Raw genomic sequence first — 24,440 nt, 5'->3', positions numbered from 1 at the left:
CACGGCACTCCTTTGCCCATCGAATCAGCCTCAATCACGGCGCAGCTTGTGCCCGGCCGGGTTCGGTGCGTCGCGGCAGAAAGTGCCGCTGCCCGCCCGGTCCAGACGGAACAGAGTATTGGTGACGTACTGGTCTTCGCGCAGGCCGAGCACCTCCACCACCTCGCTGATGCAGCGGCGGCCATCGGGCAGGCGAGTCAGCTGGATCACCACGTCCAGCGCCGCGCAGATGGTCTGCCGCAAGGTGCGCTCGCCCACCTTGGCGCCGGAAAAGCCGACCAGGGTTTCCAGGCGCAGCAGGGCATCCTGGGCGTTGTTGGCGTGCACCGTACTCATCGAGCCGTCGTGGCCGGTGTTCATGGCGGTCAGCACATCGAGCACCTCGGCGCCACGAATCTCGCCCAGCACGATACGGTCCGGGCGCATGCGCAGGGCGTTGCGCACCAGCTCGCGGGCGGCGATCTGGCCGAAGCCCTCGGCGTTGGGCGGTCGGGTTTCCAGGCGCACCACGTGGTCGTGCAGCAGCTCCAGCTCGGCGGTGTCCTCGATGGTGACGATGCGCTCGCGGGGGTCGATCATCTGGCTGAGCATGTTCAACAGCGTGGTCTTGCCGGTACCGGTGCCGCCGCTGACCATGATGTTGCAGCGCCGCCTGACCATCAGTTCCAGGCAGCTGAGAATCGCCTGGTCCAGCGAATTGCTGGCCAGCAGGTCGGCGCTGCGCAGCATGTCCTTGCGGAACTTGCGCACCGAAATGCACGGTCCGTCCAGCGCCACCGGCGGAATGATGGCGTTGATGCGGCTGCCATCGGGCATGCGCGCATCGACCATCGGTGAGGATTCGTCCAGGCGCCGGCCCACTGGCGCGAGAATGCGCTGGATGACCCGCAGCACGTGCTGGTCATCGATGAAGCGCAAGTCGCTGAGCTGCAGCACACCGCCGCGCTCCACGAACACCCGATGCGGGCCGTTGACGAGGATTTCGCTGACCGCTTCGTCCTTGAGGAGAATCTCCAGCGGGCCGAAGCCGGTGAGCTCATCGACCAGCTCCTCGGCCAGGCGATCCACCTCGTAACGGGAAATGGCGATCTGCCGGCGGCTGACGTATTCGCTGACCTGCTCGGCAACGAACATCGCCAGCGAGGTGCGCGTGCCCTCCAGGAGGTTTTCGCCCTTCTCTTCCAGCGCATCGATCAGGTAACGGTGCAGCACCGGCTTGAGATCGTGCACGCCGATCCGTGCATTGGTACCGCCAAAGGGACCTATGGGCATCAGCTGTTCCTCAACAAGCGGCGCCACCATTGCCCTGCCGCACCATGGCGCGGCTCGAACAGCCCGTTGGCCAGCGTCAGCAGGCCCTGGGTCAGGCCGTCACGGGGGGCGAACTCGAACAGCGGCACGCCCTGATTCTTGGCCTTGAGCCGGGTGACCGGGCTCAGCGGCAGGCCGGCCTCGAGGGGCAGCGCGAAGGTCTTGCTCAGCTCCGGCAGGCCGGGTGCCACGGCCGGCTGGTAGCGGTCGACCACCAGCCGCGCGTGGTCGAGCTTGATGCCCTTGCTGCGCCACAGGTTGAGCAGCGCCAGGTTGCGCCGGCAGTTGGGCACGCTCTGGTCGACGCACCAGAACAGCCGCTGCGCGTGGTTGATGAACGAGCGCAGACCGTCGCAGTCCGGCTGGCCGCACAGGTTCACCAGCACATGCTGGAAATGCTGGCGCAGGCTGCCCAGCAGCAGGAACAGCTCGCCCAGGCTGAAGCGATCCAGGGCGTCGTCATCCGGGCCGTGGGGCAGCACCCGCAAGCCATCGGGGTGGCGGGCGAAGGCGCTTTCGATCAGGTTGGAATCCAGGCGGCGGATGTGCCGCAGCGCATCGCCGAAACAGAACGACGACTCCATGCCGAACAGCTCCAGGCTTTCGCCACGGGGAACACCCAGGTCGACGTACAGCGTGCGCTGGCCACGGGCCTGAATCTGCAAGGCCAGGTGCACGGCCAGCAGCGCGGCGTCGGCATCGGGTTGCAGGCCGTAGAGTAAGGTCAGCTCGCCCTGCTCGCGGGACGGCGGCAGTTGCGGCAGGCGCTGGGTCAGGCGGCGCACCAGCCCCAGCACCTCGCTGCTGCGCGAACCGTAGGCGATGAAGTCCCGCGCGCCGGCGCGCATGGCGTTGAGCACCAGCTGGTTGTCCAGGCCGTCACCCAGGGCCACCACTACGACCATCGGGCGCATGTCGAGCAGGGCCTCGATCAGGGCGCACTGGCCGGTCTGCCCCTCACGGCTAAGGCCGACGAACACCAGGCAACTGCCGGTCATGTCCATCAGGCCCAGCACCTCGTCGAGGGTTTCGCCGACGTTGAGCACCTGGCCCTGGCCGGCCAGGGCCGCCTGCAGCCATTCCAGGTCCTGCTTGCGGCGGGTCTGTGCGAGAAAGATCTGCTCCATGGCCACTCCCTAGCGCGACAGGCCGTCAGCGCGATGAAAATCGCCGTTCTCGAGAAACAGCTGGCGAAATACGCCCGGGTCGTAATTGCGCAACTGCTCGCCCGGCAGGTCCGGCAGTTGCACGTTGGCTGCCAGTGGCTGCACCAGGTGCGGTGTGACCACCATCAACAGCTCGCGCTCCTCACGCTCGATGCGCGACGAACGAAAGAACGCACCCAGTACCGGCACGTCGCCGAGAAACGGCAACTTATCCACAGCCGAGGTGCTGTTGGTGGAGATCAGCCCGCTGATCACGAAGCTTTCGCCATCGGCCAGGGACACGCTGGTATCGGTGCGTCGCACGTTGAGCGCTGGAACCTGGGTACCGGCGATGGTGATGCCAGCGGTAAAATCGAGTTCGCTGACCTCGGGCGCCACCTTCAGGCTAATGCGATTGCGCCCCACCACGGTAGGCGTGATGGTCAGGCGCACACCGAATTCCTTGTATTCGATGGACAGCGAATCGCTGCCGCTACTGGGAACCGGGATGGGGAATTCGCCGCCGGCCAGGAAGCTCGCACTCTGGCCGTTGAGCGCCACCAGGCTGGGCTGTGCCAGGGTGTAGGCGAAACCGCTGTTTTCCAGGGCATTAAGTACTCCCAGAAACTTACTACTTCCGCCCCCCCAGACGATGTTGAACCCATTGCCAGATAGCGGCATACCGGTTCCTGCTACGGGAGAGCCTGGAATTGTCGTTGGCGTAGGGGTAATGCCATTTACTCCACCTACCGGAATGCGCCCAGGAGCGGTTCCGGGTGAGCCAAAGAGAAAATTATTCGATTGAGTGCCAAATATTGACACTCCCACCTCGCGCAGCTTGCTGCGCCGCACTTCGACGAAGCGGATATCGGTCTGTACCTGGCTCGGCACGGCCTCTTCATCGAAGCGCACCACCGGCTCGGCCATCGCGGCGGTGGCGGCGCCCTGCACCAGTACCTGGCTTTGCCGGGGTTCGCGGTCACAGGCAGTCCAGACCATCAGGCTGGTGGCGCCGCCGCGTTTGCCGATCAGCAGGAAGCTGTCCTTGCTGTTGAGGCTGACGTCCGCCACCTCCGGGTCACCGATCGCCAGCCGGGTGATGGCCACCGGGAAGCGCAGCTCGCGCTGCATGCCCTGGGTCACGTCCAGCACCGCCGGCACCGGCTCCAGCCCCGCACAGGAAGCGAACGCCGTCCCGGGTAGCGCGAGCAAGGCCGTCACCAGGCCGGTCAGCAGACGGGAAATACGCAGGCCATCGTTCATCGCGTTGCATCCTTGCCGATCAGGGGGTTTGCCGGGTGGCGTCATTGCCGCGGTACACCGGTATGCCGGCTGGCGCCTGCCGTGCCGGTTCGGGTTGCGCCTGAGGCGAGGGCGGCGCGCCACGCACGGCCAGTTGCTCGAACTGGAACAACTGCCGTTGCGTCTCGCCGACATCGGCGACGGGCTCTTTTCCAGCGTAGTAATCAGCCAGGCGTTTTTCATCCGCACTGCGCACCGCCAGGCGCAGGCTGCCCACCTGGGTGGCGAGCATGAACCGCGTGAGCAGGGCCTCGGGAACGGCCAGCACCGCAGTGGCGGGTGCGTTGCGACGGCGACGGCGCTCTTCGTCGGCATCGCCCGACAGCTGAGCGGGCTCCCCTTCGTTGGTGATCCCCAGGGTGTCGCCGACGCTCAGCAGGCGCAGCGCCGGAATTACCACCTGGGCGGTCTGCTCGGCATTGCCTTCGCCCTGGCGCAGATAAAGCAGCACATCGACGTAGTCGCCCGGGCTCAGGTGACCGCCGCCGCCGATCACTTCATCGACCGCCACGGCCAGGGCGCGCTCGTGGGGGCGAATCATCCGCGCCAGCGGGCCGGCCATGTCGAACGCGGTCTGATTCAGCACGGTGCCGGCCGGCATGGGCTGCCACAGGGTGCGACCGATCAACTGCTCAGGGCTGGCGAAACTGCCCGGTGGCGCAATGCGCAGGCGCTCCACGGCAAGATCGTCCCGGCTGATGGCCACCAGCGGCTGCACTGCCCTGGCCAGCACCACCACGTTGACGCGCTGCTGCTCATCGACCTGGGTCTGCAACTGATTGCCGACCGCAGCAGCTGGCGTCACCGCCGGCGCGGATGGCATGGCTACCGGCTGTGCGCTCTGGCGACCGAGGGTGATGCCCCAATAGCCGGTGATCACCGCACCCACCAGCAGCACGCCGGCCAACACCAGCGTCAATCGACTATTCATGACAGCACGCTCCTTGTTGCCTTACGCCGGCAAGCACCCGGTACAACCCGCCATGGATGGTGATCAATCAGCGGCGACATAGAAGTTCGCCTCAAGTATCGGCACTTGGTAAGTTTGGTTTAGAGATTTTTATTGTGAAACTTATAGCGGACTTCACCATCAAGATAGAACATACCGTTCGTCGCAGTTACAGCTCTGTAACCCGCGCCATTAACTTGGCAGACCGTCAGATAGTGCCTTAGCCCTTGAATTCTTTAGAAGTAATAGTTGTATTTAATACTTTGTATGTAATACCAAGGTGAATTTGCGAACAGCACTTCTCCCTTTCAAACTTTCCCTGCAAGTCCCTTACACAGGCGTCCCTGCCTGCCCTGGCTACAGAGGAAGTACCCATGTTCAAGCTCATCATCCTTCGCGAAAAAGTTCGCACTTTCTTTAAAAACGAGGAAGGCGCGTCGGCCATTGAATATTCGATTATTGCGGCGTTGATTGCGGTGGTTATCGTTGGCGGTGCTACGACCGTCGGCACCGATATTAATAGTGTATTCGGCTCGATATCGGACGCCCTGCAAGGCGCCACATCAGCGGGCGGCGCAGGAACTGGCGGCGGTACCGGAACTGGCGGCTAATTATCAGGGGCGAAGATGATGCGTGAGCACATCCTATTGGTAGACGACGAAGCCGACGCCCTCGAAGAACTCGCCGAGTTGCTCGAGGGCGAAGGCTTCCAGTGTCATTGCGCCGACACCGTCGCATCCGCCATGGCCTGCCTGAGCAAATGGCCGGATATCGCGCTGCTGATCACTGACCTGCGCATGCCGGACGAAAGCGGCCTGCGCCTGATCCAGAACCTGCGCACCACGCCGCGCTATGCCACGCTGCCCATCATCGTCATGTCCGGGCATGCCGACATGAACGACGTGATCGGCTTGCTGCCCTTGCAGGTCGTGGACTTCCTGCCCAAACCCATCTACCAGGAACGCCTGATCGAAGTGCTCAACCAGCGCTTTCCGATCAACAAGGTTGCCAACGCCTAGGCAGCGCCTCTCCTGCCATTGGACCTGTCCCATAGCGGCAATGCCGCACGCAGCGATGACACCGATGCCCGAGCAGCGGTAGAGTCGCCGGCTGAATCCCGGCCGCCACGGACACACCATGCAGGAACACGACGCACGGATCGCACGCCTGCTGGCCTTCTACCGCAGTGCTTACCTGGCCGACAGCCGCGACCTGAACCTCGACAACCTCTCCGCACTGCCGGCCGGGCGCCTGGCCTGGCTCGATGGTCGCGAAGAATTGGCCAGCGGCGCCCTGCCGCTGCTGGCATTGCCGCCGGGTATCGGCGCCGAGCTGGAGCGTCAGCAGCGCCTCTACCAACGTGAACTGCAGCTGGTCTACTGCGTGCTGCCGGTGTGCGGGCGACTCGCCGGTGGCGAGGGCCCGGCCACGGCGTTCTGCGCACCATTGGTGTACTACGAAGCCACCCTGAACAACGGCAGCGAAGGCGACGCGCACCTGCTGGCCATCGACCCCAGCCAGCCCCTGGCGAACTGGCGCCTGCTGCGCCAATTGCTGGTCGACGGTGACAACGCTTCGCTCGACGACCTGCCCCTGGCCGATGCGCCCATCGATGCCCATGTACTCGGCGACCTGCTGGGCTGGATCAGCCAGCGCACGCGGGTGGCCGACGTGCTCGCCGCCAGCGGTTTTCCGGCGCTGGAGGATCAGGATGCCGTTGCCAAGGCGCTGCGCCGCCGCAGCCTGTCGCTGCGTGCTGCTGCCGTGGTCGCCCTGGTGCCCCGCGGCAGCGGTAGCCGCGGCATCGTCCATGAGCTGCAGCAGCTGCAGGAAGCTGGCGACTGGTCGGCGCCCTTGCGCCAGTTGCTCGGCGAGCCCCAGCCGATCTCGCCGCAGGGCGCCAGCACGCCCCACGCCCTGCCAGCGCAGCTCAGCAACGCCCAGAGCCAGGCACTGGCCAACGCCGCACGCTACCCGCTGAGCCAGATCTCCGGGCCGCCCGGCACCGGCAAGAGCTACACCCTGGCGGCCCTGGCGCTGGACCGTTACCTGCACGGCGAATCGGTGCTGCTGGTCAGCCGCAGCGCCCAGGCCGTGCGGGTCATCGGCCAGAAGCTGCGTGAGGACTTCGGCTTGCGCGACGCGGTGCTGGAGAGCGACGGCGGCAGCCTGCAGCAAACCCTGCGCGATCGCCTGGCCAGTCTGCTGCAGGGCCAACTACCGAATGCGCAAGCCGATACCGAGCGGGAGCTGCAACGCGAGCTGCGCCAGTTGATCGATCAGGAGCGTCGCCAGGCCAAGGCCCTGGCCAGGCGCGGTGAACAGGCGCTGCGCTGGAGCAGGCTGATCCTGCGGGCCGAACGCGGCACCCTGGGTTTCTGGCGTCGCCACCTGCTGCTGCCCTGGGTCAGGCGCCGGGTGCGCGGCAGCGTGCGCCCCTGGGCGCTGCTCGATGAACTGCGCGATTGCCAGCAGCGGCGTGAACGCCTCAGCCGTGACTACCTCAATACCCGTCGCGCCGCCAGCTTGAGTGGCCTGCTGGCCGGCAACCGGCAGCTGTTCGTGCAGTACAACCAGGCGATTCGCGCGCGCCAGTCGCAACGGCAGCTGGCGCTGTTCGACGACATCGATCCACGGTTGCTGCTGACCGCTTTCCCGATCTGGGTGGTGACGCTGGATGAGCTGCACCGCCTGCTGCCACTCAAGGCCGGGCTGTTCGACGTGATGGTCATGGACGAAGCCACCCAGTGCGACATCGCCTCGGCCCTGCCGGCTTTCCAGCGCTGCCGCCGCGCGGTGATCACCGGTGACGCCAGGCAGCTGCGCCACCTGTCGTTCCTGTCGCGCAACCGTGAGGTTCAATTGCTGCAGCGCAGCGGCCTGCCAGGCGAGGACCGCGAGCGCTGGAGCTATCGCGACAACAGCGTGCTCGATCTGGTGGGCCTGCATCTGCCGGAGCAGAGCGCGCTGACCTTTCTCGACGAGCACTTTCGCAGCCGCCCGGCGCTGATCCGCTTCAGCAACCAGCGGTTTTACGACAACCGCCTGCGAGTGATGAAGGAACGCCCGGGCCTGGCCCACTGCGACAGCCTGCAGGTACAGCGGCTGACGGGCGAACGGGCTGGCAATGGCGTCAACCAGGTGGAGCTCGAGCGCGTGCTGCAGCTGATCGACGAACATATCGCACGCTACGCCGACAGCCCGGTCAAGCCGAGCATCGGGGTCGTGTCGCCCTTTCGCGATCAGGTCGAGGCCATCCGCCAGCGCGTCGCTGGCCTCGACTTGCAGCGCCTGCGCGATTTTCGTGTGCTGGTGGATACGCCCTATGGCTTCCAGGGCGAGGAGCGCGACCTGATGATCGTCAGCTTCGCCCTCGACACCGGTGCCAGCCAGGCCGCGGTGTACCTGAATCGCCCGGACATGTTCAACGTGGCGATCACCCGCGCCCGCGAACGCCAGGTGCTGCTGTTCAGTGGCAACGAGCGCCAACTGCCTACCGACCACCTGCTGCGCCGCTACCTGGAAAGCGCCGCCCAACCGCCTGAGGCGCCCCATCAGCAACCCGAGCAGGACGATTTCGAACGCGCCCTGTGCACCGCGCTGGCGGCCCATGGGGTGGTCACCTGGACGCGCTATCCGCTGGCCGGCCTGCTGCTGGACGTGTTCTGCCAGCGCGGCGACAAGTGCCTGGCCATCGACCTGATCGGCTTCCCCGGCGACGGCGAGGGGTTTCTCGAACTGGAGCGCTACCGCGTGCTGGCGCGCGCCGGCCTGGAGGTCGTGCCGTTGAGCTACGGCCTGTGGAGCCAGGAGCCGGAGCGCGCGCTGCAGGCCTTGCTGCAGCGGCTATAAGCGCTGGTGGGCACTCAGAACGTGTGCCCCAGGTTCAGGTACAGCGCCTTCTCGTTCTCGTCATTGAGGCCGTAGCTGAAGTTCAGCGGCCCCAGCGGCGTCTCGTAGCCCAGAAACACGCTGGCGGCGTTGATGTAGCCGCTATCGAAGGCGTTGTCGTTGTTCCACACCCGGCCGCGCTCCAGGGATGCGCCGAGGTAGATCGGAAAATCCAGCGGCAGGAACGAACGTGGGGTCATGCGCCGGTAGTAGACCATCCGCCCGAGGCTGATGTTCTGCCCGGCCAGGGCATCCTGGCGAAAGCCCGACAGCTGCCGCGCGCCGCCCAACTGGAAGCTGGAGGTGACGATTTCGGCGTCATCGAGGGTGCGCCCGTAACGCCCGCCAATCACCAGGCTGTGCGGCCCCTGGCTGAACGCCTTGTCGAGCTTGATCTGCCACTGCCGATAACGATCGTCGGCCCCGAGGCTGGCGTCGTACTGGCGCAGGTTCAGGCTGATCTCCTCGCCCTCGTGGGGAAAATCGACGTTGTCGAGAGTGTCGAAGGCGTACTGCAGCTCGTAGTAGCCCTCGGTAAAACTGAACTCCGGCTGATCGCGTTCGCCGATACGCACCTCAGCGTCGCCCCAGGCCTGGCCCACACCGAAGCGCAACTCACCGTTGTTGGCGATCTGCCGGCCGATGTCGAACCCGTAGCCATAACGTTGCACGCGGTATTCGGCGATCGGATCGTTGTCCAGAACCGACTCGACGTTCCACGCCTCGGCCCGCAGGTTGGGCGCCACGAACCATCGCGAGCCGACGTCGAGTGGCTGGTAGAACTCGCTGAACAGCTCCTGCCGGTCGCCCAGTTGCACCCTGGTGAGCCACTCGGCGCCGAGCCGGTTGATGCCGTTCTTGCGGAAGCTCGCGCCAAGATTGAAGACGCTGTCGCCGTTGAAATCGTCGGAGAGGTTGAGCCCCAGGCGCAGGTAGTCGGTGCCGGTGCGTTTCTCCCGTGCATCGATCACCAGGGTGTTGCGCTCCTCGCTGTTGACCACCCGGTACTGCACCCGCTCGAAATAATCGAGGCCGTACAGGGTGCCCATGTCGCGCTGCAGCGTGGCCATGTCCAGCGGCTCGCCGATGGGCTGGCGGATGTAGTTGCGGATCACCTCGTCGCCGACCTTGGAATCGTTGTCCACCTGGATGGCGTGGATCACCGGAGTGCGCTGCTGGGCACTGCGTGCCAGAGTCAGCGCCGGGTTGCCGCCACCGCGGCGCACCAGCTCGGCGAGGCGCGGCTGCAGGGCGCGGGCCGCCTTGTAGCCGGCCTCGATCAGTTCTTCGCCGCGGCCGAAATCGGTAACCCCGAAACTGGCCATGTCCGGCTGGACCAGCACGTCGCTGTCGCGCAGGGTCGCCAGCTGCTCCTCGGAATTGCGCCGGGTCATCATGGTGATCGACTGGTTGAGCACGTCGACCACGGTGAGCAGTTCCTTGCGCGGTTTCAACGGCGTGCCGATGTCGACGACGATGACCCGGTCGACGCCCATGTCGCGGGCCACGTCCACGGGAATGTTGTCGACCATGCCGCCGTCGACCAGCAGGCGACCGTCCAGCTCGACCGGCGCGAACACCGCCGGAATCGACATGCTGGCGCGAATCACCTGGGGCAGGTGGCCGCTGCGAAACACCACTTTCTGATCGTTGGCGATATCGGTGGCCACGGCGCGAAACGGGATCGGCAGGCGGTCGAAGTCGCGCACGTCGCTGCTGCGCACCAGCAACCGCTCGAGCAGCAACGCCAGGTTCTGGCCCTGAATCACGCCCAGTGGCAGGCCGAGGCTGCCGTCGTCGCGAAAGCTCAGGCGCTGCTTGATGAGGAAGTCGCGGTCATCCTGCTTGCGGCGAAACGGCACGTCGGTGCGCGGTGGATCGTCGGAGAGTACCTGGCGCCAATCCATGGTCAGCGCCACTTCTTCGAGCTCGGCGATGCTGTAACCCGAGGCATACAGCCCGCCGATCACCGCACCCATGCTGGTGCCGGCGATGGCATCGACACGTACGCCCTGCTCTTCCAGTGCCTTGAGCACGCCGATGTGCGCCAACCCGCGCGCCGCGCCACCGGACAGCACGACACCGACCTTGGGCTGGGCCTCTTGAGCGACGCCGATAAGGGGAATAAACAGCAGTAGCAGAATGAGCAGACGGCGCATGGCACATCCCTGGCATTAGGGCGGAGGAGCGCCATTATAGGAGCCTGCCCGCCAGGGATGCGCGCTGCGAAACGTTCGGTTTGCAATCAGTGCAGACGGCGCGACTCGCCCATGAACGGATCGTGAAAACTGGAGATTTCCGATTGCAGGCGACGATTCTCGCCATAGGCCTCGATGGCGCGGCGGTAACGCATGCGCTGCTCGTCGAGCAGCTTGCGGCGGGCTTTCACCACGCTCTGTTCCGGGTGCAACGCTTCATCCACATGGCGAGCCATGGCAGGTCTCCAGGTTGAATTACGGGAGACCAGCTTCAGCGAAGGCGATGACAGTTTGAGGAAAAAAGCGTGACGCCTGGGTGACCGGTCTCAGGCGCCTTCTTCGTGGGCTTTCACCGACTTGGCCGACAGGCGCAGGCTACGCAGGCTGCGTTTGACGCTCTTGAGGTGGTTGACCAGGCTCGGGCCGCGGGCCATGGCCACCCCCATGGCGAGCACGTCGATCACCACCAGGTGGGCGATGCGCGAGGCCAGAGGCGTGTAGATCTCGGTGTCTTCCTGCACATCGATGGCGAGGTTCACCGTGGCCAGGTCGGCCAGCGGCGTCTGCCCGGGGCACAGGGCGATCAGCGAGGCGCCGGCCTCGCGCACCACGTTGGCGGTGATCAGCAGATCCTTGGAGCGCCCGGATTGCGAAATGCAAACCGCTACGTCGGAAGGTTTCAGGGTGATCGCCGACATGGCCTGCATGTGCGGGTCGGAATAGGCCGCCGCATTGAGCAGCAGGCGGAAGAACTTGTGCTGGGCATCGGCTGCCACCGCGCCCGAGGCGCCGAAACCGTAGAAATCGATGCGCTGCGCCTTGGCGCACAGGGCGATGGCTTTTTCCAGCGCCACCGGGTCGAGCTTCTCGCGCACTTCGATCAGGGTGTGCAGCGTGGTGTCGAAGATCTTCATGCTGAAGTCGGCGACCGAGTCGTCTTCATGGATCGCGAACTGGCCGAAGCTGGCACCAGCGGCGAGGCTCTGCGCCAGCTTGAGCTTGAGATCCTGAAAGCCGCTGCAGCCGATGGCGCGGCAGAAGCGCACGATGGTCGGCTCGCTGATGCCTACCGAGTGGGCCAGCTCGGCCATGGAGCTGTGCATGACCGCTGCGGGATCGAGGAGCACATGATCGGCCACCTTGAGTTCCGACTTACGCAGGAGGTGGCGTGACTGGGCGATGTGCTGCAACAAATTCACTGGCGGGGACTCGACTGGCAAAGGATGGTTACGCCGGCTGGGGTTGGAGCGCCACGACTCGGTTATGATCGAAGGACGCCGCCGGGCTGTAGTGATCTTGTAGTTATACTACAAGCCTGGCGACCTCGCACGGACAAACCGAATCGGAGTTCCCATGCAGAGCAATTGTTGCGACATGCTGGTTTTCGGCGGCACGGGCGACCTCGCCCTGCACAAGCTGCTACCGGCCCTCTATTACCTGCATCGTGGCGGTCGTTTGCACCGCGACACGCGCATCCTCGCCCTGGCCCGCAGCCCCCACACGCGCACTGCCTACCAGGCCCTCGCCGAGCGCCATTGCCGCGCCCAGGTGGCCCGCGCCGATTTCGATGACGACACCTGGCGCAGCTTCGCCGAACGCCTCGACTACTTCCCCATGGACGCCTCGCAGAGCGCCGACTTCGGCCGCCTGGCCAAGGCCCTGGGCAATGATCGGGAGCGCGTCAGGGTCTATTACCTGGCCACTGCGCCGGACCTGTTCGAAGCCATCGCCTCGCATCTCAAGGTCGCCGGCCTGGCTGGCGCAGGTGCGCGCATCGTGCTGGAAAAACCCATCGGCCATTCGCTCGCGTCCGCCCAGGCGATAAATGCCGGCATCGGTGCGATGTTCGATGAATCCCAGGTGTTTCGCATCGACCACTACCTGGGCAAGGAGACCGTGCAGAACCTGATGGCGCTGCGTTTCGCCAACGCCCTGTTCGAGCCGGTGTGGCGGGCCGGACACATCGACCATGTACAGATCAGCGTGTGCGAAACCCTGGGTGTGGAAAACCGCGGCGCCTACTACGACAACGCCGGTGCCATGCGCGACATGATCCAGAACCACCTGCTGCAGCTACTCTGCCTGGTGGCCATGGAGGCACCGGTGCGCTTCGATGCCGAGTCGGTACGCAACGAAAAGGTGAAGATCCTCGAAGCTCTCAAACCCATCACCGGCCAGGACGTTCGCGACAAGACCGTGCGTGGCCAGTACACCGCCGGCAAGATCGGCGGTCAGGAAGTGCCGGCCTACTATTTCGAGAAGAACGTCGACAACGACAGCGATACCGAAACCTTCGTCGCCGTGCAGGCCGAGATCAACAACTGGCGCTGGGCCGGCGTGCCCTTCTATCTGCGCACCGGTAAACGCCTGGCTCGCAAGACCTCGGAAATCCTCATTCAATTCAAGCCGGTACCGCATCAGCTGTTCGGCAACGGCCAGGCCAACCAGCTGCTGATCCGCCTGCAACCCGAGGAGCGCATCAGCCTGCAGTTGATGGCCAAGAACCCGGGCAAGGGCATGCGCCTGCAACCAGTCGAGCTGGATCTGAACCTGGCCGATGCCTTCAACAAACAGCGGCGCTGGGAGGCTTACGAACGGCTGTTGCTGGACGTCATCGAAGGCGATTCGACGCTGTTCATGCGCCGCGACGAGGTCGAGGCGGCCTGGCAATGGGTCGACCCGATCATCAAGGGCTGGCAGCAGCACTACCAGAGCCCGCGTCCCTATGCGGCAGGCAGCAATGGCCCGGAACAGCTCCAGCATCTTTTGGAGCGACATGGCCGACAGTGGATAGAAGAGTCGGAATAAGCCAAGTTAGCGGGCTGATACTTTCAGCCCGCGATTTTATGCAACCCGCCAATTAAAGCCATTAGTTGTAAGCCTTTTGCTATTGGTAGCGACCGATAAACCTGTCATCCGACCAAAATGTCTGAACTCATCTTCCATGCAGAGATGTATAATAAGTTCAATTATTTCGAATAAATCAGCGCCCGCCATGATAGATAAAATTCATTAAAACCTTAACTCATTTTACAAATAACTATAACCATATAAAACAATGCTTTGCGCCATTTTCCCTAACTACAGATGACTAGTTATTTCGTTTTAAATAACTTAATAGCATTCGCAATTTATTTTTAAGTTCTAAACGTTATTAATTTTTACTTTCCAAACCCCTCTCCACCGCTAAGTTGAAAACTTGTCGAGTTCCATCCAGCGCCATTTCATATCGAAATTGCCTGTGCAGAAAAGCAACTCGCTGAAGTTTCAAATTAGACAAAGGGAGATGCTTCATGGCAGTACAGGCGAAAGTCGCGCCCATTGGCCAACAGGTCACTCAGGCAACCGAGCAGGTGGTCAGCAATACGCTGCCATTGTCCGAAAGCAGCCATGTAGCGCTCAATATCTCCCCCGAGGCAGTCACAAGCTATACCCGCGAAGGATCGGATCTCATCGTGCAGATGCAAAACGGTGAGGTGCTGCGCATCGGCAATTTCTATGCAGCCGCCGAGCAACCCAGTCAGCTCTATCTGGTAGGCGAAGAAGAGCAGTTGGTCGCTGTGGATCTTTCCCAGGCCGCGGCAAGCGACGGCATCCTCGCCGCCTCCTACGCATCCGAAGGCACCCTTTCCGGCTTCACATCGTTAACGTCGGTGGCCGGCGCCGCAGGCGGCACGCTTGGGTTGGGCACGGGGGCGATCATCGGTGGCGTGGCCATTGCCGGCGGCGTCGCCGTGGCGGATGAAATCGACCGGCGCAGCGATAGCGGTAGCAACGATGGTGGTAGCTCGCAGCCGCCCGTCGATCCTGTGGATAACCAACCGCCGGCCGCTGCGACCAACCTGCAGCTCAGCCAGGACAGCCGGTTCCTCACCGGCAACGCCGAACCCAATGCCACCATCAGAGTGGACGTGAACGGCACGGCCTACACGGCGACTGCCGATGAAAACGGCAACTTCACCGTTACGTTCGCCTCACCGCTGACCGGTGGCGAAACCATCACCGTGGTGGTCGTGGATGCTGCGGGCAATACCAGCACACCGGCCACGCTGAATGCGCCGGCGGTTGCCCAACCTTCGACGGTGGAGCCCAGCAACGGCGAGGAGCTGAGCGGCTCGGCAACACCCCTCTCGACGATTACCTTGATGCGCCCAGACGGCGAAGTGCTCGCCGTGACCACTGTCGATGCCAATGGCAACTGGTCGTGGACCCCGTCACCGGCCTTGCCCGATGGCACTCTGATCGACATGCATACGGTAGCGCCTGGTGGTTTTCGGCCTCCGGTGATCCGCATCGTCATCGACAAGACGCCCCCAGCAGCACCCACCGTCGAGGCCAGCAACGGCGCTCAGCTCGTCGGCACAGCCGAAGCCAATAGCACCGTCAAGATCACCATCAATGGGAACACCTTTTCCGTCACCGCGGCGGCAGACGGCACCTGGTCTTATCAACCCGGTTCCACGCTGCCCGACAATACGTCCGTCACCATCACCGCCACGGATCGCGCTGGCAACGTCAGCCAGCCGACGTCCCTGACGATCGACGGGCAAGCGCCGAATCCGCCGACCGTCGGCAACAGCAATGGCACGGTATTCAGCGGTACCGCGGAAGCAGGCAGCACGGTCATCCTGAGCAACGCCAATGGCGTCATCGGCCAGGCGCTGGTCGATGTCAACGGCAACTGGCATTTCACTGCCAGCCCGGCGATCGCCAATGGCGGCGAGGTGAGCGTGGTGGCCCGTGACCCGGCTGGCAACACCAGCCTGCCGCAAACGGTGGTGGTGGATAACGCATTGCCCAACGCGCCGGTGATCGCGACAAGCAACGGTACGGTGATTTTCGGCACGGCGGACGCCGGCAGCCTGGTCATCGTCAGCGCGAACGGCACCGAGATTGGCCGCGCCACGGCCGGCCCCAATGGCGCCTGGTCGATTACACCATCATCTGCCCAGCCAGACGGCACGGTCATCACCGCTGTCGCCAGCACCTCTGCCGGTACCAGCGCCGCTACGACGCTGATCATCGACGCCGCGCAGCCGCTGCCGCCCGAAGTCCAACCAAGCAACGGCACCGAACTGAGCGGCACGGCCGAGCCCGGTGGCAAGATCATCCTCATCTACAACAATGGCGACCTGATCGGCCAGACCGTCGCCGATGCGAACGGCAACTGGAACTTCATCCCCACCACGCCGCTTGCCGATGGCGCCAACGTCGAAGTCGTGGTGCGCGATGCCGCCGGCAACACCAGCGATCCCACTGCGGTACAGATCGACCGGACGCCGCCTGCCGCTCCTCAGGTCGACCCAAGTAATGGCAGCGCACTGAACGGCAGCGCCGAGGCTGGCAGCACCGTGGTGATTACCGGCCCGGGGGGAATCGTCATCGCCGAGGTGATAGCCGACGGCAATGGCGAATGGAGCTTCATACCGGATGCACCGCTGGGCAATGGCACACCGCTGACCATCAACGCCCGCGACCCGGCCGGCAACGTCAGCCCACCCGGCACCGTGGTGATCGACGCCCAGGCACCAGCAGCGCCTACATTGAATCCCACCAACGGCCAATTGCTGAACGGTACTGCCGAGCCTGGCAGTACGGTAATCATCCGCATCGGGACGATACCGGCCACCGTGATCGAGGTGCTCGCGGACGCGAACGGAAACTGGAGCCATACCCCTAGCGGGCCGTTCACCAATGGCACCACCCTCGAGATCAGCGCCCGAGATGCCAGCGGCAACGAAAGCGCTTCCACGACCGGCAGCATCGATACCGTTGCGCCCGCGACCCCAGTGATAAACCCCAGCAACGGCGGCCTGCTCAGCGGTACCGCCGAGCCTGGTAGCACCATCACGATCAGCGTGCCCGGCGCCCCCGCCCAGACCACGACCACCAACGTCGATGGTATCTGGACGTTCACACCGGCAACGCCAATTGCCAATGGCACGAGCGTCACCGTCACTGCTACCGATGCGGCCGGTAACCAGAGCCCCACCGCCAGCCAGACAGTCGATGCCACGTTGCCGGCGAGCCCGACCATCGAGCCGAGCAACGGCAGCCTTTTCAGCGGTACGGCCACGGCAGGCGCGCTGGTGGTGCTGACCGGTCCTGGCGGCGTTGCGTTGGGCCAGACCATCGCCGACAGCAATGGCAACTGGACGATCACGCCGCCCACCCCACAGCCCAACGGCACCAGTGTCAGCGCGACGGTGGTCACCAATGGCGCCAGCAGCGCGCCAGCCACCACGGTGACCGACAACGTCGCGCCGTCGGTACCCACGCTGCAACCCAGCAACGGCAGCCTGCTCAGCGGAACGGCCGAAGCCGGCAGCACGGTGATTCTGACCGGATCGGGCGGCGCCGTTATCGGCCAGGCGATCGCTGACGCTCAAGGCAACTGGAGCTTTCAGCCGGCCACACCGCTGGCCAATGGAACGGTGGTGAACGCCAGCGCCCGCGATGCGGCGGGCAACGCGAGCGGGACGGTCAGCACCACGGTGGATAACCTCGCGCCTCAAGCGCCGGTCGTCCAGCCGAGCGACGGCACACAGTTGACCGGTACCGCCGAAGCCGGCAGCACGGTGATCATCAGCGATGCCAGCGGCCGCGTGATCGGCCAGGCGACTGCCGACGCCAACGGCAACTGGTCGCTGACCCCCTCGCCAGCGTTGGCCGACAATGCCAGCCTCAGCGTGGTGGCCCGCGACGCCGCCAGCAACACCAGCGCACCTGCCAGCCTGACCATCGATGCAGCCGCGCCCTCGACGCCCATCATCGAGCCCAGCAACGGCATCGTCCTGCGCGGTCTCGCCGAACCGGGCAGCACCGTCATTCTGCGCGACGGCGCCGGCAACCTGATCGCCGAAACCACGGCAGCGGCCGACGGTAGCTGGAGCACGACACTCACCGCACAACTCCCGGACGGCACCCGCGTCACCGCTACGGCGACGGACGCCACGGGCAATATCAGCCCGGCCGCCTCCCTGACCGTCGACGGCGTGCCACCAGCGGCGCCCGCTATCAACCCCAGCAACGGTTCACAACTGAGCGGCACCGCCGAGCCTGGCAGCACGGTGATTCTTACCGGTGCAAATGGCGCGGTGCTCGGCCAGGTCACCGCCGACGCAGGCGGCACCTGGTCGTTCACGCCAGCCAACGCCTTGCCCAACGGCACCCAGGTCAACGCCGTGGCCCGCGACGCGGCCGGCAACACCAGCGCGTCCAGCAACGTAGTAACCGACAGCCTCGCACCGGCGGCGCCCAGCATCGTGCCCAGCAATGGCGAGCAACTGAGCGGTACCGGCGAAGCCGGCAGCCTGCTGATCATCAGCGTGAACGGTGTGGTGGTCGGCCAGGTGCAGGTCAACGCCCAAGGCACTTGGAGCTTCACACCCGACACAGCGCTGGCGAACGGCGCCGCGGTCAGCATCGTCGCCCGTGACCCGACCGGTAACCAGAGCGCTGCGGTCGGCATCACCATCGATGCCGTGGCGCCCAACACGCCCACCATCCAGCCCAGCAATGGCAGCCAGCTCAGCGGCAGCGCCGAAGCCGGCAGCACCGTCATCCTCACCGGACCCGGCGGCGTCGCCATCGGCCAGACGACGGCCGACGCCAGTGGCAATTGGTCCTTCACGCCGCCGAGCCCGCTGCTCGATGGCACCCAGGTCAGCGTGGTGGCACGTGACGCCGCCGGCAACACCAGCCAGCCCGGCAGCACCGTTGTGGATGCTCAGCCTCCTGCCGCACCGACGATCTCACCAAGCAGCGGGTCGGGCGTGTTGAGCGGCACTGCCGATCCCGACAGCACGCTGTCGCTGACCATCGGCAATGCCGCGCCGGTAACGGTCCAAGTCAACGCGGACGGCACCTGGAGCTATCCGATCAACGGCCAGTTGGCCAATGGCACCCAGGTTTCCGTGGTGGCCCGCGATGCGCTCGGCAACGCCAGCCCGGCGGCCATTACCACTATCGATGCCCAAGCCCCAGCCGCACCGGTAATCGACCCCAGCAATGGCACCCAAGTGACCGGCACTGCCGAAGCCGGCAGCCTGATCACCATCACCGGCCCCAATGGCTTCAGCCAGACCACCACCGCCGATGCCAACGGCAACTGGTCGATCACCCCGGCCAGCGCCCTTGCCAATGGCGCCCGGCTGACGGTGACGGCCACCGACGCCGTGGGCAATCAGAGCCCACCGGCCAGCGTGACGGTAGATGCGACCCTGCCACCGCGCCCGACCATCGAGCCCAGCAACGGTGGTGAGCTCAGCGGTACTGCGGTACCGGGGGCCACCGTGCAACTGACCGACGGGGCGGGCGCCGTCATCGGTCAGGCCATCGCCGACGCCCAAGGCAACTGGGCCTTTACCCCGCCGACGCCGCTGGCCAACGGCACCACCGTCAACGCCACGATCACGGTGTCCGGCCTGAGCAGTGCGCCGGCCTCCACGGTGATCGACAGCGTCGCCCCCAATGCCCCGACCATCGCGCTCAGCAATGGCACGCAACTCAGCGGTACCGCCGAAGCGGGTGCCACGGTGATTCTTACCGGATCGGGCGGCGTCAGCATCGGCCAGGCGACCGCGGACGCCAATGGCAACTGGACCTTCACACCCACACCCGCCCTGGCCGATGGCCTGGTGGTGACCGCCGTGGCGCGGGACGCCGCCGGCAACAGCAGTGGCCCGGCCACCACGACCATCGACGCACAGCCGCCAGCCACCCCAACGATCGATGCCAGCAATGGCGTGCGGGTCACCGGCACCGCCGAAGCGGGCATTACCGTGGTAGTCAGCGACGCCAGCGGCCGGGTGATCGGCCAGACCACTGCAGCAGCCGATGGAACCTGGACGCTGTCGCCCTCGCCGGCCTTGCCCAACGGCACGGTGGTCAATGCGGTCGCCCGGGACACGCTCGGCAACACCAGTGGCTCGGCAAGCACCACCGTCGACACCGTGGCGCCGGTCACGCCGACCATTTCACCCAGCAACGGCGTCGAACTCAGCGGCACGGCAGAGGCCGGCAGTACGGTGCTGATCACCGGCCCTGGGGGAGCGACAATTGGCCAGGTAACGGCCGACACGGCGGGCAACTGGAGCTTCAAACCCTCTCCGGCCCTCGCCGACGGCACCGAGGTGACGGTGGTTTCACGCGATGCCGCCGGCAACACCAGCCCATCCGCCAGCACCGTGATCGATGCCCAGGTGCCGGAGCATCCGACCATCAATCCGAGCAATGGCATCTCGCTGAGCGGTACGGCGGAAGCCGGGGCCACCATCATCCTCACCGGCGCCGGTGGCGTGCCGATCAACACCGGCACCATCACGGTCGATGCCGATGGCAAATGGAGCGTTACCCTGAGCCCGGCCTTGCCGGACGGCAGCCTGGTTACCGTGGTGGCCCGCGACACGCTGGGCAACGAAAGCGCGCCGGCCAGCATCCTGATCGACGGCATCGCACCGCTTGCCCCAGTGATCGCGCCGAGCAACGGCCAGCTCATTACCGGCACTGCCGAAGCTGGCAGCACCGTGAAGGTCAGTGCCGGGGGCACCGTGATCGGCGAGGTAAGGGTCGGCGCCAACGGCAGCTGGACACTCAACCCGGACAGCCCCCCAGGCAACGGCACCATCATCACCGCGACGGCGACCGATGCAGCGGGCAACGTGAGTTCACCATCGGCCGCCGTCACCATCGACACCCAGGCACCGCTGCCGCCCACCCTCCAGCCCAGCAACGGCATCGTCCTGAGCGGTACGGCAGAAGCCGGCAGCACGGTGATCATCACTGGTGCGGGCGGTCTCGCCATTGGTCAGGCGGTGGCCGATAGCGGCGGAAACTGGTCGTTCGTGCCACCGGTTGCTCTCACCAACAATACCCAGGTCACCGTGGTGGCCCGGGATGCGTCCGGCAATACCAGCCCAGCGGCGAGCCTGGTGATCGACACCGTACCGCCTGCCGCCCCGATTGTTCAGCCGAGCAATGGCGTGCTGCTCAGCGGTACGGCCGAAGCCGGCAGTACGGTGATCATCAGCGGTCCGGGTGGCGTGGTCATAAAAGAAGTCGTGGTGGGCCCAGGCGGCGCCTGGAGCTTTCCTGTCGGCACGCCCTTGCAACATGGCGCGGTGATCAGCGTCAGCGCTCGGGACGCTGCGGGCAACACCGGCCCGGCCACCGCCATCACTATCGATGCAGTCGCCCCCGTCGCTCCGACCATCGAGGCCACCAACGGCCTGGCGCTGCGCGGCACCGCCGAGGCGGGCAGTACTGTGACGCTGACCGCCAATGGCAACACCATCGCCACCTTGACGGCCGACGCCAGCGGCAACTGGAGCTTCACGCCGGGCACTACGCTGGTCAACGGCATAGTCGTCACTGTCGGCTCGCGGGATGCAGCCGGCAACCAGAGCCCGGTCGCCACCACCACGGTCGACAGTGTCGCCCCATTTGCGCCAGTGATCGCCGCCAGCAATGGCACGCAGTTGAGCGGCACCGCCGAGCCTGGCAGCACGATACGCCTGAGCGTGGGCGGGGTGCAGATCGCCACGGTGGCCGTGGACGCCAATGGCAACTGGCACTACCAACCCACGCTGCCGCTGGCAGACAACACCGTGGTCACGGCTATCGCCGTGGACGCTGCCGGTAACCTGAGCGGCGCCGCCAGCGTGACCGTGGATGACAGCGTGCCCGACTTGCCATCCGTGCAGCCCAGCAACGGCAGCGTACTCAGCGGCACCGCGGAGCCGGGCAGCATCATCACCATCCGCATCGCCGGTCAGGCAGACGTGCAGGTCAGCGCCGATGCCACCACGGGCGCATGGTCACAGACCTTCTCACCCGTCATCCCCAATGGCACCTCGGTCAGCATCACCGCTACCGATGCCACCAATAACGTCAGCGCGCCGGCCATCGTGGTGATCGACGGCTTGGCCCCTGCTCTACCGACCATCGTGCCCAGTAACGGCACCGTGCTGAGCGGCACGGCCGAAGCGGGCAGCACGGTAATTCTTACCGACTCGGGGGGCGTCGCTATCGGCCAAGCGATCGCCGACGCTCAGGGCAACTGGAGCTTCACACCGCTGGCGCCGCTGACCAATGGCACGCAGGTAAGCGTGGTAGCACGTGATGCTGCCGGTAACACCAGCTCGTCCGCCAATACGACCATCGATAACGTGGCACCTGCCGTCCCGACCATCCAGGCCAGCAACGGCGTGGTGCTGACGGGCATGGCCGAAGCCAACAGCACAGTGATCCTTACCGGCCCCGGCGGCATCCGCATCGGTACGGCGAGCACCGACGGCGCCGGTAACTGGTCCTTCACATCAAGCCCGGCCCTGGCCAACGGCGTGGTGGTGACCGCCGTCGCCCGCGATGCCGCCGGCAATACCAGCGGCTCGGTCAGCACCACGGTCGATGCCGTGGCGCCCAGCGCGCCGCTGATCCAGGCGAGCAATGGCGTTTCGCTCAGCGGTACCGCCGAGGCAGGCAGCACGGTGATCCTCACTGGCCCAGGCGGCACGGCCATCGGCCAGACAACCGCCGCGGCCAACGGCACCTGGAGCATCACACCCTCTAGCCCCCTGGCCAATGGCGTTGTCGTCAATGCGGTGGCTCGCGACGCCGCCGGTAACATCAGCGGCTCGAGCAGCACCACCATCGATAGCGTCGCGCCTGCCAACCCGACCATTCAGCCTAGCCGAGGCCTCGTGCTCACCGGCACGGCCGAGGCCGGTAGCACGGTGATTCTCACCGCTAGCAACGGCGCATTCATCGGGACGACCACCGCTGCCGCCAACGGCACCTGGAGTGTCACGCCGTCGGCACCACTGGCCAATGGCACGGTGGTCAACGCCGTAGCGCGTGATGCGGCTGGCAATACCAGCGGCTCGACCACCACTACGATCGACAGCCAGGCGCCAACTGCACCAAGCAACCTGTTCGTCAGCGCCGACGGCACCCTGCTCACCGGTAGTGCCGAAGCGGGCAGCCAGGTGCGGATCGTGGTCAACGGCAATGTGGCCAACCCGATCACCGTGACCGCCACCGCGGCGGGTACCTTCGCCGCCGTGCTGATCCCGGCATTGGTGGCAGGCCAGGCGATCGCCGTGACCGCAACCGATGCCGCGGGCAACGTCAGCGTGTCGGCCGGCACCAATGCGCCCAACCTGTCGGCACCGATCATCAGCGTGCCGGAAGCACTCGACACCTACATCAACGCGGCCGAGGCCGCCGACGGCATCCAGGTTCGCGTCGGGCTGGCCACAGGCGTGCGCGCCGGTGACACCGTCACCCTCACCTACACCGGTACCGGGGGCTACACCTTCAACCAGACCCATACCGTAACCGCTGCCGAAGCGCTCGCCGGCAACGCCGTGGTGTCGGTAGTACCACCGGCCGGAAGTTTTCCACAGGGGGCCGCGTCGGTTACCGCACATATCAACAACGGCGCCAATTCCCAGGCCGCGAACTTCACGGTCGACACCATCGCGCCGTCTTCACCGGTACTGAACCTGGTCGGCAATCTGCTAACCATCTCGGGGGAGCCGAACAGCGAGTTGACGGTGCGCATCGATCTCGGCGGCACGGTCGCCACCGCCACGGTCACCGCCAACAATGCCGGGATCGCTTCGGTGAACCTGTTGAGCGGCCTGAGCATCGGCCTGACCTGGGATCAGTTGCTCAGCGCTCAGGTATCGGTATCAGCGCGAGACCAGGCCGGCAACCAGAGCAACGTGGTCGCCCTCGGGCTGGGTACCAACCTGCTGCTGCAGCCGATCACCCTCGGCAACCTGGCGGTGGACGCCAACCTCGGCCTGACTGGATCGAAACTCGGCATCAGCGGCAAGACCGTGGCGGGCGCCGCGCTGGCCGTCGAAGTGCTGACCCCGGTCGGCTACATCGGCATAGCGCCACTGGCTGCCGATGCCAACGGCAACTTCTCGATCAACCTGCTCAGCCCCAGCGTGCTCAGCCAGCTTGGCCTGTCGCTGAGCCAGGTGCTCAATCTGGGGGGCGACCTGGCATTGCGAATCACCGCCACATCGGGCGGCAAGACCAGTGGTATGTACACCGTGGACCTCGACCCGCTCGGCTTGCTCGGCCTGACCATCGGCACCGTGCGCGTCGACGGCACGGCAGCCGACGACATCCTCTCCGGCAGCGCCACCATCGCCAATGAACGGATCTTCGCCGGCAATGGCAACGACCTGATTCTCAACGTGGGGGCTGGGGATCGCGTGGACGCCGGGGCCGGCAACGACACCATCCAGATCCGCGCCACCAACTTCGGCAGCATTGACGGCGGCGCCGGCTTCGACACCGTGGTGTTCGACGGCGGCATCGACATCAACTACGGGGCCGCCGGCATCGGCACGTTCAGCAATATCGAGCGCATCGACCTGGGCACCGGTGATTCGGGCAGCACCCTGACGCTGACCGCGGCGGCGGTGGACGCCATGACCGACTCGCGTAACACCCTGCAGATCACCGGCGAGAGCAACGACGTGCTGAACATCGGCAGCAGTGCTGCCAAGACCGGAACGCAGTTGATTGAAGGCATCGTCTACGACGTCTATACCTACGCAAACACCACGTTGCTGGTGGAAGATAACACGGTACAGGTCGTGGTCAGTTGATAGGGAAATCGTC

12 protein-coding genes are annotated in these 24,440 nt (G+C 65.3%); 5 read left to right on the top strand and 7 right to left on the bottom strand.

Translation table 11 applies throughout. The annotated features are described in order from the left end of the window. Positions 1–30: 30 nt before the first annotated feature. Genes BVH06_RS13140 through cpaB form a run of 4 tightly spaced genes read right to left on the bottom strand, consistent with a single transcriptional unit; the run spans position 31 to position 4,689 of the window. Positions 31–1,272 carry a CpaF family protein gene (locus BVH06_RS13140; RefSeq protein WP_075929041.1) on the bottom strand — a complete coding sequence of 414 codons (1,242 nt, stop codon included), beginning with the start codon at positions 1,270–1,272 and terminating at the stop codon, positions 31–33. Further along, positions 1,272–2,438 carry a pilus assembly protein gene (locus BVH06_RS13135; RefSeq protein WP_075929040.1) on the bottom strand — a complete coding sequence of 389 codons (1,167 nt, stop codon included), beginning with the start codon at positions 2,436–2,438 and terminating at the stop codon, positions 1,272–1,274. Before BVH06_RS13135 ends, BVH06_RS13140 begins: the two co-directional genes overlap by 1 nt. 9 nt (positions 2,439–2,447) lie before the next feature. Beyond that, entirely contained in the window at positions 2,448–3,719 is a 1,272-nt protein-coding gene (locus BVH06_RS13130; protein WP_075934334.1) for a type II and III secretion system protein family protein, read from the bottom strand. A gap of 19 nt (positions 3,720–3,738) precedes the next feature. After that, entirely contained in the window at positions 3,739–4,689 is a 951-nt protein-coding gene (gene cpaB / locus BVH06_RS13125; protein ID WP_075934333.1) for a Flp pilus assembly protein CpaB, read from the bottom strand. A gap of 392 nt (positions 4,690–5,081) precedes the next feature. Here cpaB and BVH06_RS13120 point away from each other — a divergent pair, with 392 nt between their 5' ends. The 3 genes from BVH06_RS13120 (at position 5,082) to BVH06_RS13110 (ending at position 8,559) form a co-directional block, all read left to right on the top strand. Then, the gene (locus tag BVH06_RS13120; protein WP_075934332.1) at positions 5,082–5,318 is read left to right on the top strand and encodes a Flp family type IVb pilin; all 237 of its coding nucleotides are present in this window, start codon (positions 5,082–5,084) and stop codon (positions 5,316–5,318) included. 18 nt (positions 5,319–5,336) lie between these two features. Further along, positions 5,337–5,726 carry a response regulator gene (locus BVH06_RS13115; protein ID WP_075934368.1) on the top strand — a complete coding sequence of 130 codons (390 nt, stop codon included), beginning with the start codon at positions 5,337–5,339 and terminating at the stop codon, positions 5,724–5,726. 118 nt (positions 5,727–5,844) lie between these two features. After that, the gene (locus BVH06_RS13110; protein WP_075934331.1) at positions 5,845–8,559 is read left to right on the top strand and encodes a DEAD/DEAH box helicase; all 2,715 of its coding nucleotides are present in this window, start codon (positions 5,845–5,847) and stop codon (positions 8,557–8,559) included. Between the two features lie 14 nt (positions 8,560–8,573). Here the strand turns inward: BVH06_RS13110 and BVH06_RS13105 are convergent, their stop codons facing one another. The 3 genes from BVH06_RS13105 to hexR form a co-directional block, all read right to left on the bottom strand. Beyond that, positions 8,574–10,757, bottom strand: coding sequence for a patatin-like phospholipase family protein (locus tag BVH06_RS13105; protein ID WP_075934330.1), 2,184 nt, complete (start codon positions 10,755–10,757; stop codon positions 8,574–8,576). 86 nt (positions 10,758–10,843) lie between these two features. Next, positions 10,844–11,032, bottom strand: coding sequence for a PA3496 family putative envelope integrity protein (locus tag BVH06_RS13100; protein ID WP_075929033.1), 189 nt, complete (start codon positions 11,030–11,032; stop codon positions 10,844–10,846). A gap of 90 nt (positions 11,033–11,122) precedes the next feature. Further along, positions 11,123–11,995 (bottom strand): transcriptional regulator HexR, encoded by an 873-nt coding sequence (gene hexR, locus BVH06_RS13095; RefSeq protein WP_075929032.1) that lies wholly within the window; start codon positions 11,993–11,995, stop codon positions 11,123–11,125. Positions 11,996–12,149: 154 nt separating this feature from the next. Here hexR and zwf point away from each other — a divergent pair, with 154 nt between their 5' ends. Then, positions 12,150–13,604 carry a glucose-6-phosphate dehydrogenase gene (gene zwf / locus BVH06_RS13090; protein ID WP_075929031.1) on the top strand — a complete coding sequence of 485 codons (1,455 nt, stop codon included), beginning with the start codon at positions 12,150–12,152 and terminating at the stop codon, positions 13,602–13,604. 485 nt (positions 13,605–14,089) lie between these two features. Beyond that, positions 14,090–24,427, top strand: coding sequence for an Ig-like domain-containing protein (locus BVH06_RS13085; RefSeq protein ID WP_075934329.1), 10,338 nt, complete (start codon positions 14,090–14,092; stop codon positions 24,425–24,427). Positions 24,428–24,440: the final 13 nt, after the last annotated feature.

Origin of the sequence: Pseudomonas sp. PA27(2017) (genome assembly GCF_001945445.1) — a bacterium.
In the GTDB taxonomy this organism is placed as follows: Bacteria; Pseudomonadota; Gammaproteobacteria; order Pseudomonadales; family Pseudomonadaceae; genus Aquipseudomonas.
Note: the sequence above shows the minus strand (reverse complement) of the source record. Positions and strands in the feature narration are given on the sequence as shown.

Bases quoted from the DNA above. Each gene is read 5' to 3' on its own strand.
- BVH06_RS13130 (WP_075934334.1), bottom strand. From the start codon at position 3,719: ATGAACGATGGCCTGCGTATTTCCCGTCTGCTGACCGGCCTGGTGACG.
- BVH06_RS13135 (WP_075929040.1), bottom strand. From the start codon at position 2,438: ATGGAGCAGATCTTTCTCGCACAGACCCGCCGCAAGCAGGACCTGGAA.
- BVH06_RS13140 (WP_075929041.1), bottom strand. From the start codon at position 1,272: ATGCCCATAGGTCCCTTTGGCGGTACCAATGCACGGATCGGCGTGCAC.
- zwf (WP_075929031.1), top strand. From the start codon at position 12,150: ATGCAGAGCAATTGTTGCGACATGCTGGTTTTCGGCGGCACGGGCGAC.
- cpaB (WP_075934333.1), bottom strand. From the start codon at position 4,689: ATGAATAGTCGATTGACGCTGGTGTTGGCCGGCGTGCTGCTGGTGGGT.
- BVH06_RS13120 (WP_075934332.1), top strand. From the start codon at position 5,082: ATGTTCAAGCTCATCATCCTTCGCGAAAAAGTTCGCACTTTCTTTAAA.
- BVH06_RS13115 (WP_075934368.1), top strand. From the start codon at position 5,337: ATGCGTGAGCACATCCTATTGGTAGACGACGAAGCCGACGCCCTCGAA.
- BVH06_RS13085 (WP_075934329.1), top strand. From the start codon at position 14,090: ATGGCAGTACAGGCGAAAGTCGCGCCCATTGGCCAACAGGTCACTCAG.
- BVH06_RS13110 (WP_075934331.1), top strand. From the start codon at position 5,845: ATGCAGGAACACGACGCACGGATCGCACGCCTGCTGGCCTTCTACCGC.
- BVH06_RS13105 (WP_075934330.1), bottom strand. From the start codon at position 10,757: ATGCGCCGTCTGCTCATTCTGCTACTGCTGTTTATTCCCCTTATCGGC.
- BVH06_RS13100 (WP_075929033.1), bottom strand. From the start codon at position 11,032: ATGGCTCGCCATGTGGATGAAGCGTTGCACCCGGAACAGAGCGTGGTG.